Genomic DNA, 18,893 nt, shown 5'->3' on the forward strand with positions numbered 1-18,893 from the left:
TGTTGGTGCGTCGATCATCCATCGCGCAAAGCATGCAGTGGCACGCGAATTTCGGCCACTGTGCCAGGCGCGTCGGTGCGTGCGTGCAGGCGCAGACTGCCGCCTTGGGCCTCGATGATCTGCCGCGACAGCACCAGCCCGATGCCGGAACCGCCAGGCTTGGTGGTGAAGAACGGCACAAACAGGTTGTCGCTGGGCGGGAGCCCGGCACCACCGTCGACGATCTCGATGCAGGCGTCGGTGTCGCCGCCGCGCGCGCGTAGCCAGACCTGTGCCTGCCCACCGGCCTCCAGCGCATTGCGCACCAGATTGATCAGCACCTGCTCCAGTTGATCCGCATCGGCCTGCACCTGCAGTGCAGGTGCGATATCGATACACAGGCGTGGGTCGTCGAGCAGATGCTGCACGCGCGCGCACAGGGGCTGCAGTGCAATCGGCATCACGCTGGGTGCAGGCAGGCGCGCCAGGCGTGCATAGCCGCCAAGAAAGCGCTGCAGTGCGGCGCTGCGCTGCTCGATCACCGCCAGCCCGCCGCGCAGATCAGTGTGCAGCTCCGCATCCACCATCGCTGCCGGTGGCGGCACCATGCGCGCCAGGGTGTCGGCAATCGAGCCGATCGGCGCCAGCGAGTTGTTGATCTCATGGCTGAGCACACGCAGCAAGCGCCGGAATGCCTGCGCCTCTTCGTCGCGCAAGGCGCGCTCCATCGGCTGCAGCACCAATAGATGACCGGCCTGGCTGCGGCTGCGCAAGGCCGCATGCCCTACCTGCCAGCGCCCCTGCTGGCCGGCGAATGTCTGCACGTGAATGCTTCCGGAGGGCACCGCGAACAAAGCCGACAGGCCAAGCGCCTCGGCAGAGCGCCCCAACAGCGTCTCGGCCGCGGCACCCAGCAAACGCTCGCCGGCCGGGTTCACCAGGCGCAGGCGCCAATCCTGCTCGAAGGCGAACACCGCACCGTCCAGCGCCGCCAATGTCTTGCTCAACAGTTGCAGGCTTTCGTGCACGTCGCGCTGCTCGTCCTGCAACCGTTGCGCCAGCAAATTAAAGCGCGCAAACAGCATGGCATCGCTGCCGGCAACCGAGACGGCGCGTACGCTGTAGTCGCCCTCGCGCAATGCGTCCAGCAATCCGGCCAGGGTGCGCTGGCGGTGACCATCGCGGCGCTGACGCAGGCGCACCATCGCGGCCGTAAGCAGGACCACGCAGGCGAGCAACAGCACGGCCTCGGTGGCCGCCGGCGCTCCCACACACAGCACGACCGCCAGTGCGAGCAGCGCGGGCACGGCCACCCACCACGGTTGCCAGCGCAGGGGTTTACCCGACATCGTCGCCACGCAGTCCGTGCTTGCCGATGCGCCGATACAGGCTTTGCCGGGTGATGCCCAACTGCTCTGCGGCGCGCTGCAGGTTGCCCTGCTGGTCGGCCAGTGCGGTGCGCAGCAGCAGCGCCTCGGCCTGATCCAGGGTCATGCGTGCTGCGACTGTCGTTGTGTCATGGGGCGCGGTACGCATGCGCAGGTCCTGGGCACCGATGACGTTGCCATCGACCAGCAGCGCAGCGCGCTCCATCGCATGCGCCAGTTCGCGCACGTTGCCCGGCCATGCGTAGCCGAGCAACGCCTGCTCGGCATCGCGCGCCAGCGTGGGCAAGGCCCGCCGATAACGCGTGCACGCCGCAGCCAGGTAGTGCCTGGCGAGCGGCAAGATGTCGTCGTGGCGTTCGCGCAGGGGCGGCACGCGTAGCTGAAACGTATTGAGGCGATACAACAGATCCTGGCGGAAGCGCCCGGCGGCGACATCGGCCTCCAGATCGGCGTTGGTTGCCGCCACGATGCGCACGTCCACGCGCTGGGTGCGCGAGGCGCCGACCCGTTCGAACTCGCCGTCTTCGATCGCCCGCAACAGCTTGGCCTGTTGTTCCAGCGGCAGGTTGCCGATTTCGTCGAGGAACAACGTGCCGCCATCGGCCAGCTCGAAGCGGCCGCTGCGGTCCTGGCGCGCATCGGTAAACGCGCCACGCACATGGCCGAACATCTCCGACTCGAACACGCTGGCGGCCAGCCCGCCGATATTGACCTTGATCAGGGGCTGCGCATGCCGTGCGGACCATTGATGCAGCAGCTCGGCCACCACACTCTTGCCGGTGCCGTTTTCGCCGAGCAACAGCACACCGACATCGCTCTTGGCGATGCGCGACAGATCGTCGAGCAGACGGCGCATCACCGGCGACTCGGCGATGAAGCCGCCGGCCGCCTCCTGCAGCCGCAACGCCTGTGCCTCGCTGAGGTGGCGCTCGCTGCGGCGGCTACGGTCCAGCGCGATGCGGCTCTCCAACACGCTCAATACGCGCGCGTTCTGCCAGGGCTTTTCGACAAAATCCACCGCGCCATGCTGCATGGCGTTGACCGCCAGCCCGACGCTGGCCCAGGCCGTCATCGCAATCACCGGCAACCCCGGCCACTGCGCGGCGATCTGCGCGATCAAGCCCAGCCCTTCTTCGCCCGAGGTGGTGTCGCGGCGGTAATTCATGTCCACCAGCACCGCGGCAAAGGTGTCGCCACGCAGGCAACCTAACGCGACCTCCGGCGACTCCGCGCCGACCATGCCGTAGCCGGCGCTCTTGAGCAGTAGCCGCATCGCCTCGCGGACGTCGGGCTGGTCGTCGACCACCAGGATGCGGGCTGCGGGGGTTGAAGGAACCGTCATGTGCAGAGTCTAGCGGCCACGCGCCGGATCGCGGCGCCGTGCGAAGCGCACGCCCGGATCGCGCCTGCAGCGCCCACCAGCGCCCACGCTGCTGCATGCGTGCGCAACTGCATCGTGCATGCGGCTTGCCCGCGGGTCGGTGGAGTGGTGCATGTCTTCATTCCAGTCGCAACGCCTGCATCGGCGACACGCACGCCGCGCGCCAGGCCGGGACCAACGCGGCGAGCAGGCCGGCCAGGCTCAGTGCCAGCAGTACGCCACCAATGGCCAAGGGGTCGGCCACCCGCACATCGAACAAGAACCGTTGCAGCACGCGTGAAAGCGCCATGGCGATGCCCAAACCGATCGCCAGGCCAACACTCAGCTGCAGCGCCGCTTCGCGCAGCACCTGGCCCAGCAAGCGCGCGGACGAGGCGCCCATCGCGGCACGCACACCGAACTCATGCCGCCGCGCGGTCACCGCCACCGCCATCACCGCGTACAGGCCGACCACGGCAAGCAGTAACGCCAGCCCGGCAAACAACCCCACCAGCAACAAGTTGAGCTTCTGATCGCTGGTGGTGGTGGCGACCACGGTTTGCATGGACTCCAGCCCGGCGATGGGTTGCTGCGGGGCGACCTCGGCAATGGCGCTGCGCAAGGCTCGCTCGTCCACACGCTGCGCCTGGGCACGCAATTGCACCGCATAGGTCAAGCCGCCGAAGCTGCGCAGGATCTGATACATCGCATCGCTCATCTGCGCCAATGGCTGATAGACCATGGGGGGCGCAGGCTCGGCCGGCCCGGCCTGGCGGACGTCCCCGACCACCCCCACCACACGCATGGGCACGCGCTTCCCGCTGCCGTCGTCTTCCAGCACGACCTGCTTGCCGATGGCGTCATTTCCCAGATAGCGCTGCGCAAACGACGCACTGACCAGGCAGACTTTTTCAGCGCCGGCGGTGTCGTTGCTGCCGATCGCGCGGCCGGCAAGCAGCGGGATCTGAAAGACTTCCATAAATCCCGGCGTGACCAGGCGGTATTGCGTATTGAACGACGGCGCCTGCGAGGTCGACACGCTCCAGCTCAGCTGCGTGGTGGTGGGTGGATTGGTGGAGACGCCTGCCAGCGCAATTCCCGGCTCGCGCTGCAAGCGTTCGACGATGCGGCGCGCCTGCTCCACCGCGTCGGCCGCCGTGGCGTAGCGCTGCTTGACCGGTGCCAGGGTAAAGATGGCTGCGGCCCTGCTCTCAAATCCCATCGGCACCTGTGAGAGTTGCTGCAGCGAGCGTGCAAACAAGGCCGCACCGACCAACAACACCACGGCAATCGCCACCTGCACCACCACCAACGCACGCGCCAAGCGCCCGGCCTGCAGGCTCCATCCGCCGCGCCCCCCGCCGACCAGTTCCAGCACCAGGTTGCGGTTGCGATTGCGCGCGACACCGAGCACGGCCGCGAGCACGGCAGTGCCGATCCCTGCCAGCAGCGCAAACAGCGCACTGCCGCCGGTGAGATGCGCACTGTCGCCGCGCAACCACATCACCGGCACCCAGCTGCCCAACAGGCGCAGGCCGATCCACGCCAGCAGCACTCCGCCCAGGCTGCCGATCAGACCGATCAACACACCTTCGGCCAGTGCGGGCAGGCTCAGCCGACCCAGCGATGCACCGAGCGCCGCACGCACGGCGCTGTCGTGACTGCGGCCGAGTACGCGCAACGCCATCAGGCTGACCAGATTCACCGCAGCAATCACCAGCACGCACCCCGCGGCGGCAAAAAACAACCACAGCGTGTTGCCGCTATTGGCGCCATACAGCGCGTTCTTCAGCGGCAACGCGTTGGCCGGATGCCGCTGAAGTTCCTGAAACCAGGTGTCGGTCATGCCGGGATTGGTGCGCAGTGCAGCCTCCAAAGCCGCTGCCACCTGCGCAGAGGCCTGCTCCGGACGCACGCCCGGCTTCAACCGCCCGACGATGATTTCGTTGGTGGAGAGATTGGTGGTGGCCAGGTCCGGCTGCATGGTCTGGATCAAATCGAACGGCTGGGCCCACGGAAACTGCGCCGGCAACACGCCGACCACGGGGACCGCCCGGCCTTCCACCTGCAACACGCGCCCCACCGCCGCCGGGTCGCCACCAAAGTAGCGCTGCCAGAATGCGTAACTCAGGATCACCGCCGGCGGGCCACCGGGCTGATTTTCAGCATCGTCGAAGTTGCGCCCGGCCGCCATGCGGACACCCAGCGTCTGCAAAAAGCCGCGGTCTGCGCTGATCGATTGCACCACGTCGGCGCTATCGCCGCGGGCGATATTGATCGGCAACGGCCAGGCACGCAGCATTCCGGTAGCCGACAGCCCCGGCAAGCTGCGCAGCGGTGCGTAATAGCCCGGCCCGGCCACGTTGCGCCCCTGCTCGGAGGGGCGCCCCAAGGTGACCAATTGCTCGGCCTGCGGAAACGGCAACGGTGCCAGCAACGCCTGGTCCAGCAGCGCGAACACCGCAGTGGTGGTCGCCACGCCCAGCGCCAGGGTCAGGCTGGCCAGCAACAGGTAGCCGGGCCGGCGCAACAGGCCACGCCAGGATTGCCTGGCTTCGCGCCACAGCAGCGCATGCGCCATCACGGCGATGGCTCCGTGACCAACGTCGGCAAGACGCTGTCGTGTTCGTGGCGAATGCGTTCGAAGGTGTCTTCGTCGACGATGCGGCCGTCGAGCATGTGCACGATCCGCGAGGCCCGGCGCGCAAACGCGGGATCGTGCGTGACCATGCACAAGGTGGTGCCGGTGAGATTGAGCTGCTCCAGCAACTGCATGACGGACTCGCCGTTGCGCGTGTCGAGATTGCCGGTGGGCTCGTCGGCGAGCAGGATCGCCGGCTCGCCCACCAGCGCGCGCGCCACTGCCACGCGCTGCTGCTGGCCACCGGACAATTGGCCGGGATAGTGCCGCTGCCGGTGGTGCATGCCGACCAGTTCCAGCACCTCGCGCACCCGCTGGCGCAGGGCGGCGGCACTGACGCCATCGCGATAGGTCAGCGGCAAGGCGACGTTTTCTTCGACGGTGAGATCTGCGATGAGGTTGAAGGCCTGGAAGATGAAACCGATGTGGTCGTTGCGCACGCGGGCACGCGCGCGGGCAGTGAGATCGGCAACATTGCGGCCCTGCAGCAGGTAGTCGCCGTGGCTGGGCACATCCAGCAGACCCAGGATCGACAGCAGCGTGGATTTACCGCAGCCCGACGGCCCGGTGATCGCAACAAAATCGCCCGGCGCGATATCCAGCGCGATCTCGGCAAGCGCGTGGGTTTCCACCTCATCGGTGTGAAACACCTTGCTCAATCCCTGCAGGCGAATCAGCGGGGCGGAGGGGGTGACTGTGGGCTGCATGGAGCTCTCCTTGAAGGTCTAGCGTAGACGTAACCGTGGAAACGTTGCCCACTGGCTGGTATCGGACAGGATGAGTTGGTCGCCGGGCCGGAGCCCGGCACGTATTTCGATACGGTCGCTGGAGACGGCGCCAAACCGCACCGGCACGCGGATGGCGGCATCGCCTCCGGGCTGCACGACAAACAGGGCCGCCGATGAATCCGGCGCGGCCAGCGCAGGGCGCGCGACGCTGATGACATCGCGCAGCATGCCAAGACGGATACGGCCATCGACCGACAGGTCCGGCCGGGCGCCGGCAGGCAGCGGCTGCACGAAGCGTACGTCCACGCTAACGCTGCCGTTGCGCACTGCAGGGTCGATACGGACCACGCTGCCGGCGACCAGGCCGTTGCGGGTATCGACACTGACCGGCAGATCCAGCAACAGATCCTTGGCCAGCACTTCCGGCACCTGCAGCCGCGCCAGTAACTCATCCGGTCGCGCCACCCGGGCCAGCTTGGCACCTGCGGCCACCTGCTGGCCGGGCTCCACGTCGACCTGCTGCAGGATGCCCGCGATGCCGGCACGCACCTGCAGCGCAGCCAGTTGCTGACGCGCGATCGCCAGGCTGCTGACCACCTCGTCGCGGCGTGCCTGCGCGGCACGCAACTGGGCGGCCATGTTTTGCCGGAATGCGGCAACGCGCTGCTGTTCGATCTGCGCGCGGCCGCGCTGCTGCGCTTCGGTGATCTGGCTCTCGCGCAATTCGATTGCCGAAATGACACCCGCCGCATGTGCGCGCTCATAGGCCTGCGTCTTGATTTCGGCAATGCGCCAGTCAGAGTTGGCACGCGCTTGCAGCGCCTGTTGATCGAGCAGTTGCGAGGCCAATGCGGTGCGCGCAGCGGACACCTCTGCTTCGGCGCCGGCCAACGCCGCCGTGGCCTTTTCCTGGTTGGCCACCAGCTCGGGATTTTGCAGACGCAGGATCACCGTCTCTGCTTCGACCCGGCTGCCGGCCTGCACCACCACCTGCTCCAACGTGGCCGGCGCACCAGCGGTGATCCAGCGCGTGTCGCGTGGGACCAACACACCGGTGGCGCGGATCTCGCGCAACATATCGCCGCGCTCGGCGGTGCCGATCCACACGCTGGCACGCTCCACGCGGGGGCTGGCGCGACCAAGGCCCACCGCGGCGATGATGGCGGCCAGCACCACGGCGCCACCAACGAGCACACCCACATGCAGGCGGCGCAGACGAAAACGACTGGGAGACTTGGCGATATCCATGCCAAGGTGAGAGCAGGACGCGTGCCATGTCCTAGCGGCCTGCAACCCCTTGATTTTCAATGTACTCGCCGATTCGAGGCGCGCATTGCGATGTACGATTTCGTACATGCGCCATCGATACCGGACAGTGACGCGGCCTGTCCCTGCAGGCGCGCGGCAGCGTTGTGCGAATCGAGCGGTGCGGATGCCGCTGGTGTGCGGCTCTGCGACATGCGCGCGTCACGTCCAGAACGGGTTGCTGCATCGCGCTTTATCGAGCACGACAAGCCGCTGCATCGAAGCGCGTGGCGCCGGTGATGCAGGCTCTCGATCAGGCATCGGCCGCAGCGTGATCGGCTTGGAGCGGCTGACCCACCGCTGCGCTCATCGCCAGGCAGGTGCGACCGATGCGCGGTGCGGCAGGGACAGCGCGTCCACTCCGGTTCTCAGTGCGCTGTGCACGCCCAGCTGACGACGGCTCGCTATGGTTGTAAGCCGCGCTCTCAGCGTGTCGATGTCATCGCAGTGCGCGTTGGCGCTTGTGTGCATGATCAAACGCCGCGCTTGTCTGCGCGCAGCCTGCGGCCCTTATTGCCGCCACGCCAATCGCAACCGCTCTGCTCAGCCGCAGCAAAGCTGGTCGCACGACGATCTCCATTACCGTTTTTCAAGCGTCTGCCGATACCGCAATAACGCTTCCGGCGCATCGGTCTGGATGATCGACACGCCATCGCGGTACAGACGCCCCCAGACCTTTACCGTTTTTCCAGCGTCTGCCGATACCGCAACAACGCTTCCGGTGCATCAGTCTGGATGATCGACACACCATCGCGGTACAGACGCCCCCACACCTTGTCCGGGTCGCGTTCGGCATCGGCGTCGCCGCCGTAGCCAGCGATAAACCCTTCCCACAGCGAGTTGACCATCAGCCGCACGTTGTGTGTCTTGCTCACTGCCGCCAAGGCTGGCAATTGCGAGGCGGCCATCTTGGGCAGTTCAAAGGCCATCGGGCGCGCATTGCGGGTTTGTGCAGTGGCGATCGCGGCCAGATCGGCCGTGCCGTGCGCGTTGATCAGGATCGGGAAAAAATACACGCTGTCGAACGGCTGCATCGCCGCCAGCGGCGGGGTCGCAATGCCGGCTTCGGCCTTGACGATCACCTGGTGCTGCATGCCGGCACGCGTGACCGCATCCACCACCTGCACGTAGATCGCATCCTTGACGTCCAGATTGAGCAGGATGTGGCCCTTGGCGGCGGCCAGCATCTGCTCCAGCGTGACCACGCGCTGATCGGTCAGCGCTGCCTGCGCGCCGCCTTCGTCGCTGCGCAAACGCAACTTTTGCAGATCGGCCAGCGTGAGCTCGGACAGCTTGCCGGTGCCATCGGTGGTGCGGTCCATGGTGGCGTCGTGCAACATCACCAGCGTGCCATCGGCGGCGCGGCGCACGTCGGTTTCCATCACATCGGCACCGATGGCGATGCACCGCTGCAGCGCCGCCAGCGAGTTCTCCGGTGCGGTGTCGGTGAAGCCATGCTGCGGTGCAGCCGCGTGGCAACCGCGATGCGCCACCACCACGATGCCGCCCTGCGGGTTGGTCAAGCGCGCCTGGATCGCCGCGACACCGGTGGGCGCTGCATTCACAGGGCTGGCGAGCGTCGCGCACAGCATGGCGGCGACAGTGGCAACAGAACGTAGTGTCATTGAACAACTCTCAAGTGGGTGACTGATCGCCCGACGGCGTCTGCGCCAGACGAAGCACATGCAAGCTGGATGCGGTACGCACCGCTCGCACGTCCGATCCAGCGCGCCATCGGCATCCGGCCCATGGCGTCTTTATTTCAAACGCTGCGCTCAAAACGTCGGCGTAAAGCGCAGACCAAACCAGTAGGTGGTGGGCACCGAATAACTGTCCTTGAGCAGGTTCTGCCCTGGGCCCGTCACGCTGGTGATGCGGCTGTGGGTGATGTTGCTGACCTGGCCGATCAAGCTGAGCTGCTTGCTGATGGCATAGGTGGCAGTGAAATCCAGTTGCGAGCGCGGCGACCAGTACAGATCCTGCCAATCGATATTGCTGACGATGGCCCGTAAGGCCTTGCCTTGCCGGTTGTAGGCGGCGCGCAGCTCCAGGCCGCCGGTGTTGTAGAACAGCGTGGCGTTGGCGGTGTAGTCGGGCTGGCCGACCAGGTTGTCGAGCTTGCGCTCGCGCTGGCTCACGTTGCTGCCGCTGCCGACGCTATACGGCACATCCAGGCTGCCATCGAGCACGGCGAGGTTTGCGCTGAAGCCCACACCGCTGAGCCACGGCGCAATCGGCGCCAAGGTGTTGACGATGCCGTTGAACTCCACGCCGCGAATGCGCGCCTTGGCGGCATTGGCCGGCGTGCTGATCAAGGCATTGGCGTAGGTGGTGCCGTCGAAGCTGAAGCTGTCGGTGCGCGAGAGCGTAAAGATCTCGTCCTGGATACGCTTATCGAACACCGCCGTGGAGGCGAACGCATCGAAATCGCCGGGCAAGCGCCATTCCAGCGACAGGTCCAGGTTATTGGACACGCGCGGTTTGATGTCCGGGTTGCCGATGGTGACGGTGACACCTTGCGCATTCGGGTTGCCGGCGTCGGTCGTGTTGACGAAGCCGATCGAAGTACGCGCGGCATACGCATCGTACGGCGGGCGGCCGAGCGTGCGGCTGGCGCCGGCGCGCAGGTCCAGCGCGTCGGTCAGATGGTAGGTCATGATGGCCGACGGCAGCAGATAGTCGTAATCGGCACTGGTCGGAATGTCGACGTAGACGTAGCGATTGGTCGCGGTATCCAGCTGACGCTGGCGGCCCACCGTGTCCAGCTTGGTGCGATCCAAATGCACACCGGCCTGCACGTTGAGCCGATCGCTGCGATAGCTCACCAGCCCATAGCTGCCGAAGGTCTTTTCGGTATGGGTGAAGTTGTCCTGGTTGCTGAAAGCCTGCTGGTCGGTGCTGTTGAATGCGCTCAACGGCGTTGCCGCCAGCACGCGGTTGGCCTTGTCCGGATCGATGGTGATCAGGTTCAAGCCGGCGTAACGCATCGGCGCCCTGCCGGTGCCGGCCACGTCGGCCAGGCCGAAGGCCGGCGCGCTGGTATTGGGCTGATACTCGACACGATAGATGTCGTAGGACGGCTTGTCGGTGGTGTACGACACGCCCGCCGCAAAGCCAACGCCCTGATCGCTCTCGCCCTGATTGAAGCCGTAATCGAGCCGTCCGGTGAGAATGCGGTCGGCCGCGGTGCGTTTGTAGTCTGGCCGCCAGTACGACAGGCTGTAGTTGTCCAGGTTGTTATAAGCCTGCGGCGACACACCGAAGCGCTGATCGAACCCGGAGGTGTCGTAGTTGAACGCATAGTTGGGCGTGGCATTGAGGGTCACGCCACTGCCGGTCTGGCCCACTGGCACCGCTGCGGCGCGGGTAATGCCGGTGGCGTATTTGATCATGCGGATCGGCTCGTCGTAGGTCGCATCCGACCACGCCCCGCGCGCGGAAAACTGCTGCCGATCGGTCGGCCGCCAGATCGTACCCAGCTGCGCGACCTTGGTGCGCGTGGTGACAATCTGGTTGGAATATCCCACTTCGATATCGCCGCCGGGATACCTGCCGGAGGTGGCGGTCTGGTTGAACACCTGGTTGCGGTTGCGCGGGTCGATGATGACCTCGTTGCGCTCCATGTTGTCCTTGAAATAGTAGTAACCGGCCATGGCATACGCTTCGAGCGCCGCACTGGGCCGCACTTCGAACTTGCCGGTGACGCCATAGCGGTCGCGCTGATTCTGCACGTACCAATACTTGTCCTGCTGCGGCACCGCCCAGCCATTGCCGAGATTGGCGCCGGTCTGCAGTACGCCGTTATTGTCGTAGAACCCGTAATGCACCGTGTCGGTGGTCATATGGGTTTCGGTGTAGCTGCTCAGCGTTTGGTAGTTGGCCGACAGCGTGAAGCCGTATTGCTGTTCGCTGCCGAAGGTGCGGCTGCCGGTGGCATTCAGGCGATAGCCCGGGTCGTCCTGATCGCGCGGCTTGCCAACATCGTTGGCATGGCCCAGCGCTGCTTCGGCACTGAAGAATGGCTTGCCGCCGTTTTCGAACGCACTGCGCGTCTTGAGATTGATCGCGCCGCCGGTGGCATTGGGATCCAGATCCGGCGTAAACGTCTTGATCACCTGCAACTCGCTGACCATCGAGGCCGGCAACAGATCCAACCGCACGCCGCGGGTGATCGAGCCGAGCGTACCGTTGGGCGTGCCGGGCGAGGCGATGGTCAAGCCATCGATGGTGACGTTGTTGTACGACGGCCCCAGGCCGCGCAACACCGGCGTGGCCGCTTCGTCGCGCGGATGTTCGTTGTCGGTGGCCGGCAACACGGATAAACCCGGCACGCGGCGCAGTGCTTCGACGATGGTGCTGTCCGGCAGTGCGCGCACGTCGGTGGCACTGATGACATCGGTGATGTTGGTCGCTGCGCGTTTGCTCTCCACCGCCGCTGCATTGGCGCGACGCACGCCGGTGACCTGCATGGCATCGAGAGTTTGTACGCCGGTGTTGGTGGCGGCGCGCGGTGCGTCGACGTTGGCTATTTCACCTGAGAACGCGACGGAGTCGGTGCCTGCTGCGTCGCCCGGTGCCGCGATAGCGCCTGCTGGATTTGCAGAGACTGCAGGCGACGATGGAACAGTGCGCTGTGCGCTAGCAGAAGCCGCGTTGGTCTGCGCCTGCAACGCTGGGGAACATGCCGCGATGGCGACGGCGAGAACGGACAAGTGCAAACGGTACGAATCGGAGCGCTGCATGGAATCCCGAGATCGCGCAGCAAGGGCGCCGCGCCGGTGAGAAAGCACGCCACCCTATCCAGTAAAAATGACCCTTGCGTGTCGCCTGCATCGCATCGAAAAGACAATGCGCAGCTGTGTCGCCGCATGCGAAGCCGCGGTGCCATTGCGCGGGATTGGGCTCTCCCGCTGACGTTCAACCGCACGTAGGAGCGCGCTTGCGCGCGATGCGACTCTCCCGCTGACGTCCAACCGCGCGTAGGAGCGCGCTTGCGCGCGATGCGGTTCTCCCTCCGACGTCCAACCGCGCGTAGGAGCGCGCTCGCGCGCGATGCGGCTCTCCCGCTGACGTTCAACCGCGCGTAGGAGCCCGCTTGCGCGCGATGCGGCTCTCCCGCTGACGTCCAACCGCGCGTAGGAGCGCGCTTGCGCGCGATGCGGCTCTCCCGGTGTAGTCCCATCGCGCACAAACGCGCTCCTACGGCAGCCAGATTGCATCCCAGAATGGATAGTCACCGACCCGCTCCACCAATCCGGCGCGTAGCGGATTGGCGATCAGGTAGCGAGCCACGCTGCGCAGATCGTCTTCATTGCGCAAGCCGCGGTCGTGGTAGGCCCGCGCCCAAACCGCGGCGGGCACCCCGCGCTGCTGATTGACCGCACGCGTGCTTGCTGCCTTCATGCATGACACCGTCCGCGCCAGCGGAGTGACGTCCCCCAGCTGCACCAGCCAGTGAACATGGTCCGGCATCAGCACCCAGGCAAGTAAGGTGGCATCTTCTGGCTGCGCGGCGATGAACGCGCGGCACGCTGACGCGGCCAGCTGAAAATCGTCGAACACACGTCGCCGCTGGACAGTTGTCACGGTGAGTAGATAGCAGCACTTTGCGAGCGAGCACCGGCCACGACGTAGTGCACGATGTCCTGCGGAGATGGGGCTGATCATCGATGCATGCTGGCCCGCCCACGCAAATCCTTGCATCGGGGTCGGGCGCTCGCTTCAGTGAGGAAACCCCAACCGTAGGAGCGCGTTTGCGCGCGATGGGGGATTGCCGGGAAAGCTCCATCGCGCGCGAGCGCGCTCCTACCTTGTTGCCTTTAGGGCTGCACCACCGTGATCGTCGCCGGGGTGGTGCGGCCTACGCCACGCAGCTCGGGCCGATACATGTCTTCCACCAGCGACGGCGGAACGGTGTAGGTGCCCGGCGTTACCGCGCGCACCAGGTAATACACCTGCGCCTTGCTGCCCGACGACAGCGCCAGCGCGGCCACATAACGGTCGTCGCGGAACTCTTCGTGCTTGACGTCGGCGGCGCTGGAGCGCTCGCTGACGCCGATACCGTCCACCACCACGTCGGCCCATTGCTTGGCATCGCCGAGATTGAAATTCTCGATTTCCAGGCCGGCCGGCAACAGATCGGTGAGCAACGCATCGGGCATCGATTCGTTGGCGGTGATGGTGACGCGCACGATCAGTGCCTCGCCCTCCTTCAGTGCACGCGGCGTCCACGGCTTGCCGTCGGTGGTGTACCAGCTGCGCTCCACGCTGAGGTGGCGCGTGTCTGCTTCCGGTGCAGTGCGCGGGATGCCGGCCACTTCCAGACTGGCATACATCGGCGCTTCGCCCTGCGGTGCGAACTGCACGCCGCGGGCCAGCGCCGCACTGTCGAAGCTGCGTCCGAACACGCGAGCCGGTGCGATCTGCTGCACCTCATCGCCGACGGTCAAACTGCCCGAGACCTGCTTGCCCTGCCCCACCATCAACGCCTTGCCCAGCCGCGCCAGCGCAATCTGCTCCTGCGTGCTCAGCCACAACACACCGCCAGCGCGGCGTGCATCCAGTGCCTGCCCCAGGGCCACCACGCGGGTGTCGTACTCGGGCTTGGACAAACCACGTTCGTGCAGCAACGCCATCATCAAGGCATCGTCGCGCACCACACTGCCGTAATCGCTCAGATAGCGCGGACGCTCGGCGCTGTCCTTGGCAAACCCGGCCTTGATCGCCGCGTCACCGCGCTTGGTGTCGCCCTGCAGCGACAACGCCGCGCCCAGATGCACCAGCGATAGGCCAGTCAACGCCTTGTCGCGCTGGTTGTCGTACAGCGCGCGCAGCGTGCCCAGCGGGGCGCGGTTGACGCGTGCCAACACGTAACCCGACCACGCCTGGTTGGCGAACTTCAGGTTGTCGCGACGGTCCTGCCCATAGAACTCGTTGCCGCCGGAGAGCAGATCTTCGCTCAGGCGATTGAGTGCCTTCTGCAGCACGTTATCGGGCACCGCAAAACCGGCGTCCTTGGCGTCGAGCAGGAACTCGGCGATGTAGGGGGTAAGGCCCGGATTGACGTAGCCGTCGTCGCCCCACATCGAAAAATGCCCGCTGGCGATCTGCATCGATGCCAGGCGGCCGAAGGCGCCTTCCATGCGCTCGCGGCGCGTGGCCGCATCCAGCCCCTTGGTGCCCAGCGCCTTGGCGGTGGCCTCGTCGAGCAACAGCGCTGCGTAGCCCTTGCTGGTGGTCTGCTCGGCGCAGCCATACGGGTAATCCAGCGCGCCCTGCATGGCGCTGGCGAACGGAATCGGCGGCAGCGGGCTGACCACCATGCGCGCAGTCACCGAGCCGGCCATCAGGCCGTCGGCAAAGCTGCTGTCCAGGGTGATCGGCGCCAGCGGGTCGAGCACGCGCGTCTGCGTGCGCAACACCTGCGGCCACCCGGCACGCACCGGCAGCTCGTAGTTGCGGTCGGCCTTGAAGCCATTGCCGTCCACGCGCACGCGCACCTTGGCCACGCTATAGCCTTCGGTGGCGGTGAGCGGGAAGCTCAAGGTCTGCTTGGCATCCACGCCCAGCTTGATGCTGCGCGACGCCTCGGCAATGGACAGCGGGCCGATACCGTCCACGCGCACGTTGAACTCACCCGGCTTGCCGGTGAAGTTCTGCACGTCCAGCGTCACCGTGCTGCGATCGCCCGGTGCCATTACGCGCGGCATGCTGGCTTCGGCCAGGATGGGCGCACGCACCACCGTTTCCATATCGCGATTGCCGTAACGCGTATCCGAATACACCAGCGCCGACACCCGCAAGGTGCCATTGAAATCCGGCACCGGCAGTTGCACGCGTGCATTGCCCTTGGCATCGAGCGTCACCGACCCGGAGAACAGGTCCACGGTCTGCACGCGGGCGGTCGGGCGTTTGGCCTGCGGCAGCGCTTCCAACGCCATGTCGCCGCCGAACTTGAGCTTGCCGCTGGCGCCTTCGAAACTTTCGATCACGCGGCCATAAATGTCATAGGCATCGGTGCCCAGGCGACGTTGCGCGAAGAACTGCGCGTTGGCATCGGGCACCGGGAAGCGGGTGATGTTGAGGATGCCCACGTCCACCGCCGAGATGGTGACGTGCGCCGCCTTGCCCGCCAGTTCCGGCACGCTCACCGTCACCGGCAACGATTGTTCGGGACGCATCTGCTTGGGCGCGGACAATCCCACCGCCACGCGCCGCGCCTTGCGATCCATCGGCACATGCGCCACGCCCACCGCACGCGCGGGGGTGATCTTGCTCGGTGCGGTACCGCCACGGAACACCAGCGCGGTGACGTAGACGTCATGGCGCTCCCAGGCTTCTGTGACCGGAATTTCGAACGTGCTGCCCGGCTTGACGTCGATGTCCTGCACGTACAGCAGCTTGTCGCTTTCCACCAGCAGCACGCCCTTGCCGGCGTGCGGCGGAGTCAGCGTGACCTTGAGCGTGTCACCGGCGCGGTAGCCGGTCTTGTCCAGCGCCAGCTTGACCTTGTCCGGACGCGCATCCAGGCCGCGGTTTTCGTCGTTCCAGCTCCAACCGGCGCGGAACGGGTAACGCGTGGTCAGCCCGGTGGCCGGGTCGAACACGTCCAGGCGGTACTCGCCCCACTCCACCGGGAAATCGAGCTTGGCGTTGGCGCTGCCCACATCGAGCGTGCGCGTGTCCTTGTTCTCGAAGCGGCGGGTGAAGTCGTAATCCCAGTGGTTGTCGTTGTAGTTCCAGTGGTAGTCGCGCAGCTCGCGCACCAGCGTGGCTTTCAGGCCCTTGGCCGGCTGCGGTTTGCCGTCGGCATCCACGCGGGTGAGTTCGAAGCGCGCGTTGCCGTTGGCATCGGCGCCGTCTTCGTCGTCAAACAACGGGCGCACGCCAACCAGCGCTTTGGCCGGCCACAGCACGCGCTTGACCGTGCGCGTCACCGTGCGTCCGCCGGTTTCGTACACGCTACCGGAGACCACTGCGGCGATCGTGCTGACCGGCTTGGCTTCGCTGGGCAGCGCGATGTCTTCGCGCAGGATGCCGTCGCTACCGAACTCGGTATCGATCACATCTTTGGCTTCGCGCGGCAGCTCCAGGGTGGGGTCGCCGAAGAACCAGCCCGGCAACGACTCCAGCGGATGCTGCTCGACGCTGACCGCAAGTTTGGCGGTGAAACGGTTGCCATCGGCCGGCGCGCCATACAGATACGCGGCAGTGGCGACCAGCTTGAACGGCTGACCGGCACTCAAGGTCTTTTGCGCGGCATCCAGGTCCAGCTTCATGCGCTCGGGCAGGAACTCTTCCACGCGCACGGTCATGCCCTGCACGGCATCCTTGCTGGCCGGGTCGGTGCGGAACTCCACCTGCCAGCGGCCGGTCGCGGCATCGGCAGGAATCTGCTGGGTGAATTCGAAGTAGCCCTGCTCGCCCGGCTGCAGTTTGGTTTCGCGGAAGGTCTTGCCGTCCGGCTGCTTGAGGCGCAGGAAGACCGGTTGCGGCTTGGTAGGCTTGCCATCGTTGTCGCGCAGGATCGCCGACACACGCATGGTTTCGCCGGGGCGATACAGATCGCGGCCGGCCCAGGCGAACACGTCGAACCAGGCACTCTGGCGCCCGGCCACCGCGAATTCGCTCAGATCCAGCGCCGGCTGGTTGAACGGCAGCAACGAGACATCGGTCTTGCTGCGCGCCACCAGCACGTGGCCGGCATCGAGCGTGTAGTTGAGCAGCGCATTGCCGTTACCGTCGGTGGCGCCCTTGAGGAACAGCTCGCCCTTGGCATCGAGGATGCGCACTTCCACGTTCTTGATCGGCTCGCCGCTCTGCAACGAGGCGGTGTGCACGAACAACTTGTCCTTGTAGGCGCGCGTGTGCAGGCCGATATCGCTGACGGTGAAGAACGCGGTCTCTTGTTCGTTCTCGAAGCTACCGGCGCGCTTCATCACCGCAAAGTACAGGCCAGGCTCCTGCAGCTCCTTAATGTCCTGCGTCGGCAGGTAGGTCAGCACGCGCTCGTTCTGCTTGCCGCCCAGGATGAACCGGTTGACGTACACCGGGTCGGCCAGCTTGGACAGCGGTTGTTTGTCGTTGTATTCGCTCTCAAGCTCCCAGCTGCCACGACGGCCGCCGCGCTGAAACTGCTGGAAGAACGCCGGCAGCGACTTCTCGCGCACGCGCAGAAATTCCACGTCCACTTCCGGGACGTTGACCGACACCACCGGCAGGCCGCGGCTTTCGCGCGCCGGCAACACACTGCCTTGCGAAGCGAACCCGACCACCGGCTTGAGTTCGCCGGTATAGACCTTCTGCTTGAGCGGCTTGCCCAGACGGCTACCATCGGCGGCCAGCAGATTGGCGTCGACCAGCACCGTGTAGTCCTTGGCAGCTTCCACGTACGGGTAGCGCAGCGTCTTGCCGTCGTCGGACAGCGACCAGCTGCTGTCGCCGGTGCCGACCTTTTCTTCGAAGCGCACCAGCGCATCGAAATCCTGCGTACCCACCAGCGGACGCGAGAATTCCAGCGCCAGCGACAGGCCGTCGCCGGTCTGGTCGGGATAGGCGCGCGCGAGCGCAAACCCGGTAATCGCCTGCTTGTCGGCCTTGATCGCCTCGCCGCTGGCGGTGGGCAGCTGCCCGCTTTCGTTGCGTTTGCACGCCACCCCGCCGATCGCCACGGTCAGCAGCACCACCCATAGCAGCATGCGCCGCGCGCCAAACCACTTCATCCCTGATTGCTGCCTGTCCATTCGCGCTACCCCATGACTGAGGCGGCCAGTATAGCGACGTGCTTCACGCCACCGATGTCGGATGTGTGGACGGTCGTGAACTTGCCGATGGGCGGTGATCGTGTGCGGCTGTGTGCATGCCGCGCTGGCACCGGCGCGCCGGTGCTGAGGTGAGCCCAGTGGTTTGACGCCGGTCTAGTGCAGGGCCGCTGAGCTGCGACGTGGCTGCAGGGTCCTTGGCCGCCCACCGTCGCGGGACACGCCGCAAGTACTTCGATGTGAGCTCTTATGCGGCATCCATGCCGCGTAAGGTCCCACGACGGTGGGGCGGCCAAGGACCAGTCGAGAGTGTTGGTGTGCATGATTACAAGCACGGCATGACATGCGCTGTCTGGATAGCGGTGCGCCCGACAAACGTCCCATCGCAAGCAGAGCAACAGGCAGGCGTTGAACAAAGCAACCTGCGAACGTTCCGGGTGCGGTGTCCTCGCCGCCTGCGGGACCGTGTGGCGGCATGGATGCCGCCACCGAGCCTCCATGGACGGATGTACGGCGTGTCCCGCAAGCGGTGAGGGCACCGCGCGCTCGACTAACCAGGCTTTTGACTGCAGAAAAATAGAGTGGGCAACAAAACCACGGTGCTCACCACCGGAGGGCGCTAACTCCGTTTTTCTCGCTGTTCTTAGAGCAGCGAAAAAAAACGTAACGACCAGTCGTCAGGCAGGTGTGGACGGCACACTCAGCACCGGAACGCACAAGTGATACATGCCG

Annotated in this window: 9 protein-coding genes, 2 other RNA genes and 1 pseudogene; 1 reads left to right on the plus strand and 11 read right to left on the minus strand. The window is 65.8% G+C overall.

What is annotated here, in order from left to right; all coding sequences use genetic code 11:
* Positions 1 to 14 precede the first annotated feature (14 nt).
* From ASF90_RS24055 to ASF90_RS03270, 5 genes are all read right to left on the minus strand, one after another.
* Positions 15 to 518: an ATP-binding protein gene (locus ASF90_RS24055; protein WP_236699194.1), complete on the minus strand. Its 504-nt coding sequence runs from the start codon at positions 516 to 518 to the stop codon at positions 15 to 17.
* Between the two features lie 799 nt (positions 519 to 1,317).
* Positions 1,318 to 2,709: a sigma-54 dependent transcriptional regulator gene (locus tag ASF90_RS03255; protein ID WP_055845771.1), complete on the minus strand. Its 1,392-nt coding sequence runs from the start codon at positions 2,707 to 2,709 to the stop codon at positions 1,318 to 1,320.
* 157 nt (positions 2,710 to 2,866) lie between these two features.
* Entirely contained in the window at positions 2,867 to 5,308 is a 2,442-nt protein-coding gene (locus tag ASF90_RS03260) for an ADOP family duplicated permease (protein ID WP_055845774.1), read from the minus strand.
* Positions 5,308 to 6,075, minus strand: a complete 768-nt coding sequence (locus ASF90_RS03265; protein WP_055845776.1) for an ABC transporter ATP-binding protein — start codon at positions 6,073 to 6,075, stop codon at positions 5,308 to 5,310. The genes ASF90_RS03260 and ASF90_RS03265 overlap by 1 nt, the downstream gene beginning before the upstream one ends.
* Before the next feature lie 18 nt (positions 6,076 to 6,093).
* The gene (locus tag ASF90_RS03270; RefSeq protein WP_055845780.1) at positions 6,094 to 7,344 is read right to left on the minus strand and encodes an HlyD family efflux transporter periplasmic adaptor subunit; all 1,251 of its coding nucleotides are present in this window, start codon (positions 7,342 to 7,344) and stop codon (positions 6,094 to 6,096) included.
* A 400-nt stretch (positions 7,345 to 7,744) separates the two neighbouring features.
* On the opposite strand from ASF90_RS03270, the gene ASF90_RS21285 reads away from it, so the two are divergent.
* Positions 7,745 to 7,820, plus strand: a non-coding RNA gene (locus tag ASF90_RS21285) — sX9 sRNA.
* Between the two features lie 160 nt (positions 7,821 to 7,980).
* Here ASF90_RS21285 and ASF90_RS23175 read toward each other — a convergent pair.
* The 6 genes and pseudogenes from ASF90_RS23175 to ASF90_RS21290 form a co-directional block, all read right to left on the minus strand.
* Positions 7,981 to 8,079, minus strand: a pseudogene (locus ASF90_RS23175) (glycerophosphodiester phosphodiesterase); the annotation flags it as partial.
* Positions 8,079 to 9,026 carry a glycerophosphodiester phosphodiesterase family protein gene (locus tag ASF90_RS03275; RefSeq protein WP_055845782.1) on the minus strand — a complete coding sequence of 316 codons (948 nt, stop codon included), beginning with the start codon at positions 9,024 to 9,026 and terminating at the stop codon, positions 8,079 to 8,081. The pseudogene ASF90_RS23175 and the gene ASF90_RS03275, both read right to left, overlap by 1 nt.
* A gap of 150 nt (positions 9,027 to 9,176) precedes the next feature.
* Positions 9,177 to 12,143, minus strand: coding sequence for a TonB-dependent receptor (locus ASF90_RS03280; protein ID WP_055845785.1), 2,967 nt, complete (start codon positions 12,141 to 12,143; stop codon positions 9,177 to 9,179).
* 457 nt (positions 12,144 to 12,600) lie between these two features.
* On the minus strand, positions 12,601 to 13,068 hold the full coding sequence (locus ASF90_RS03285) for a transposase (RefSeq protein WP_055846305.1): 468 nt from the start codon (positions 13,066 to 13,068) through the stop codon (positions 12,601 to 12,603).
* A 152-nt stretch (positions 13,069 to 13,220) separates the two neighbouring features.
* Positions 13,221 to 18,098 (minus strand): alpha-2-macroglobulin, encoded by a 4,878-nt coding sequence (locus ASF90_RS03290; protein ID WP_236699195.1) that lies wholly within the window; start codon positions 18,096 to 18,098, stop codon positions 13,221 to 13,223.
* A 715-nt stretch (positions 18,099 to 18,813) separates the two neighbouring features.
* Positions 18,814 to 18,889: non-coding RNA, sX9 sRNA (locus tag ASF90_RS21290), on the minus strand.
* Positions 18,890 to 18,893 lie beyond the last annotated feature (4 nt).

Source organism: Xanthomonas sp. Leaf148 (genome assembly GCF_001423585.1).
Lineage (GTDB): Bacteria > Pseudomonadota > Gammaproteobacteria > Xanthomonadales > Xanthomonadaceae > Xanthomonas.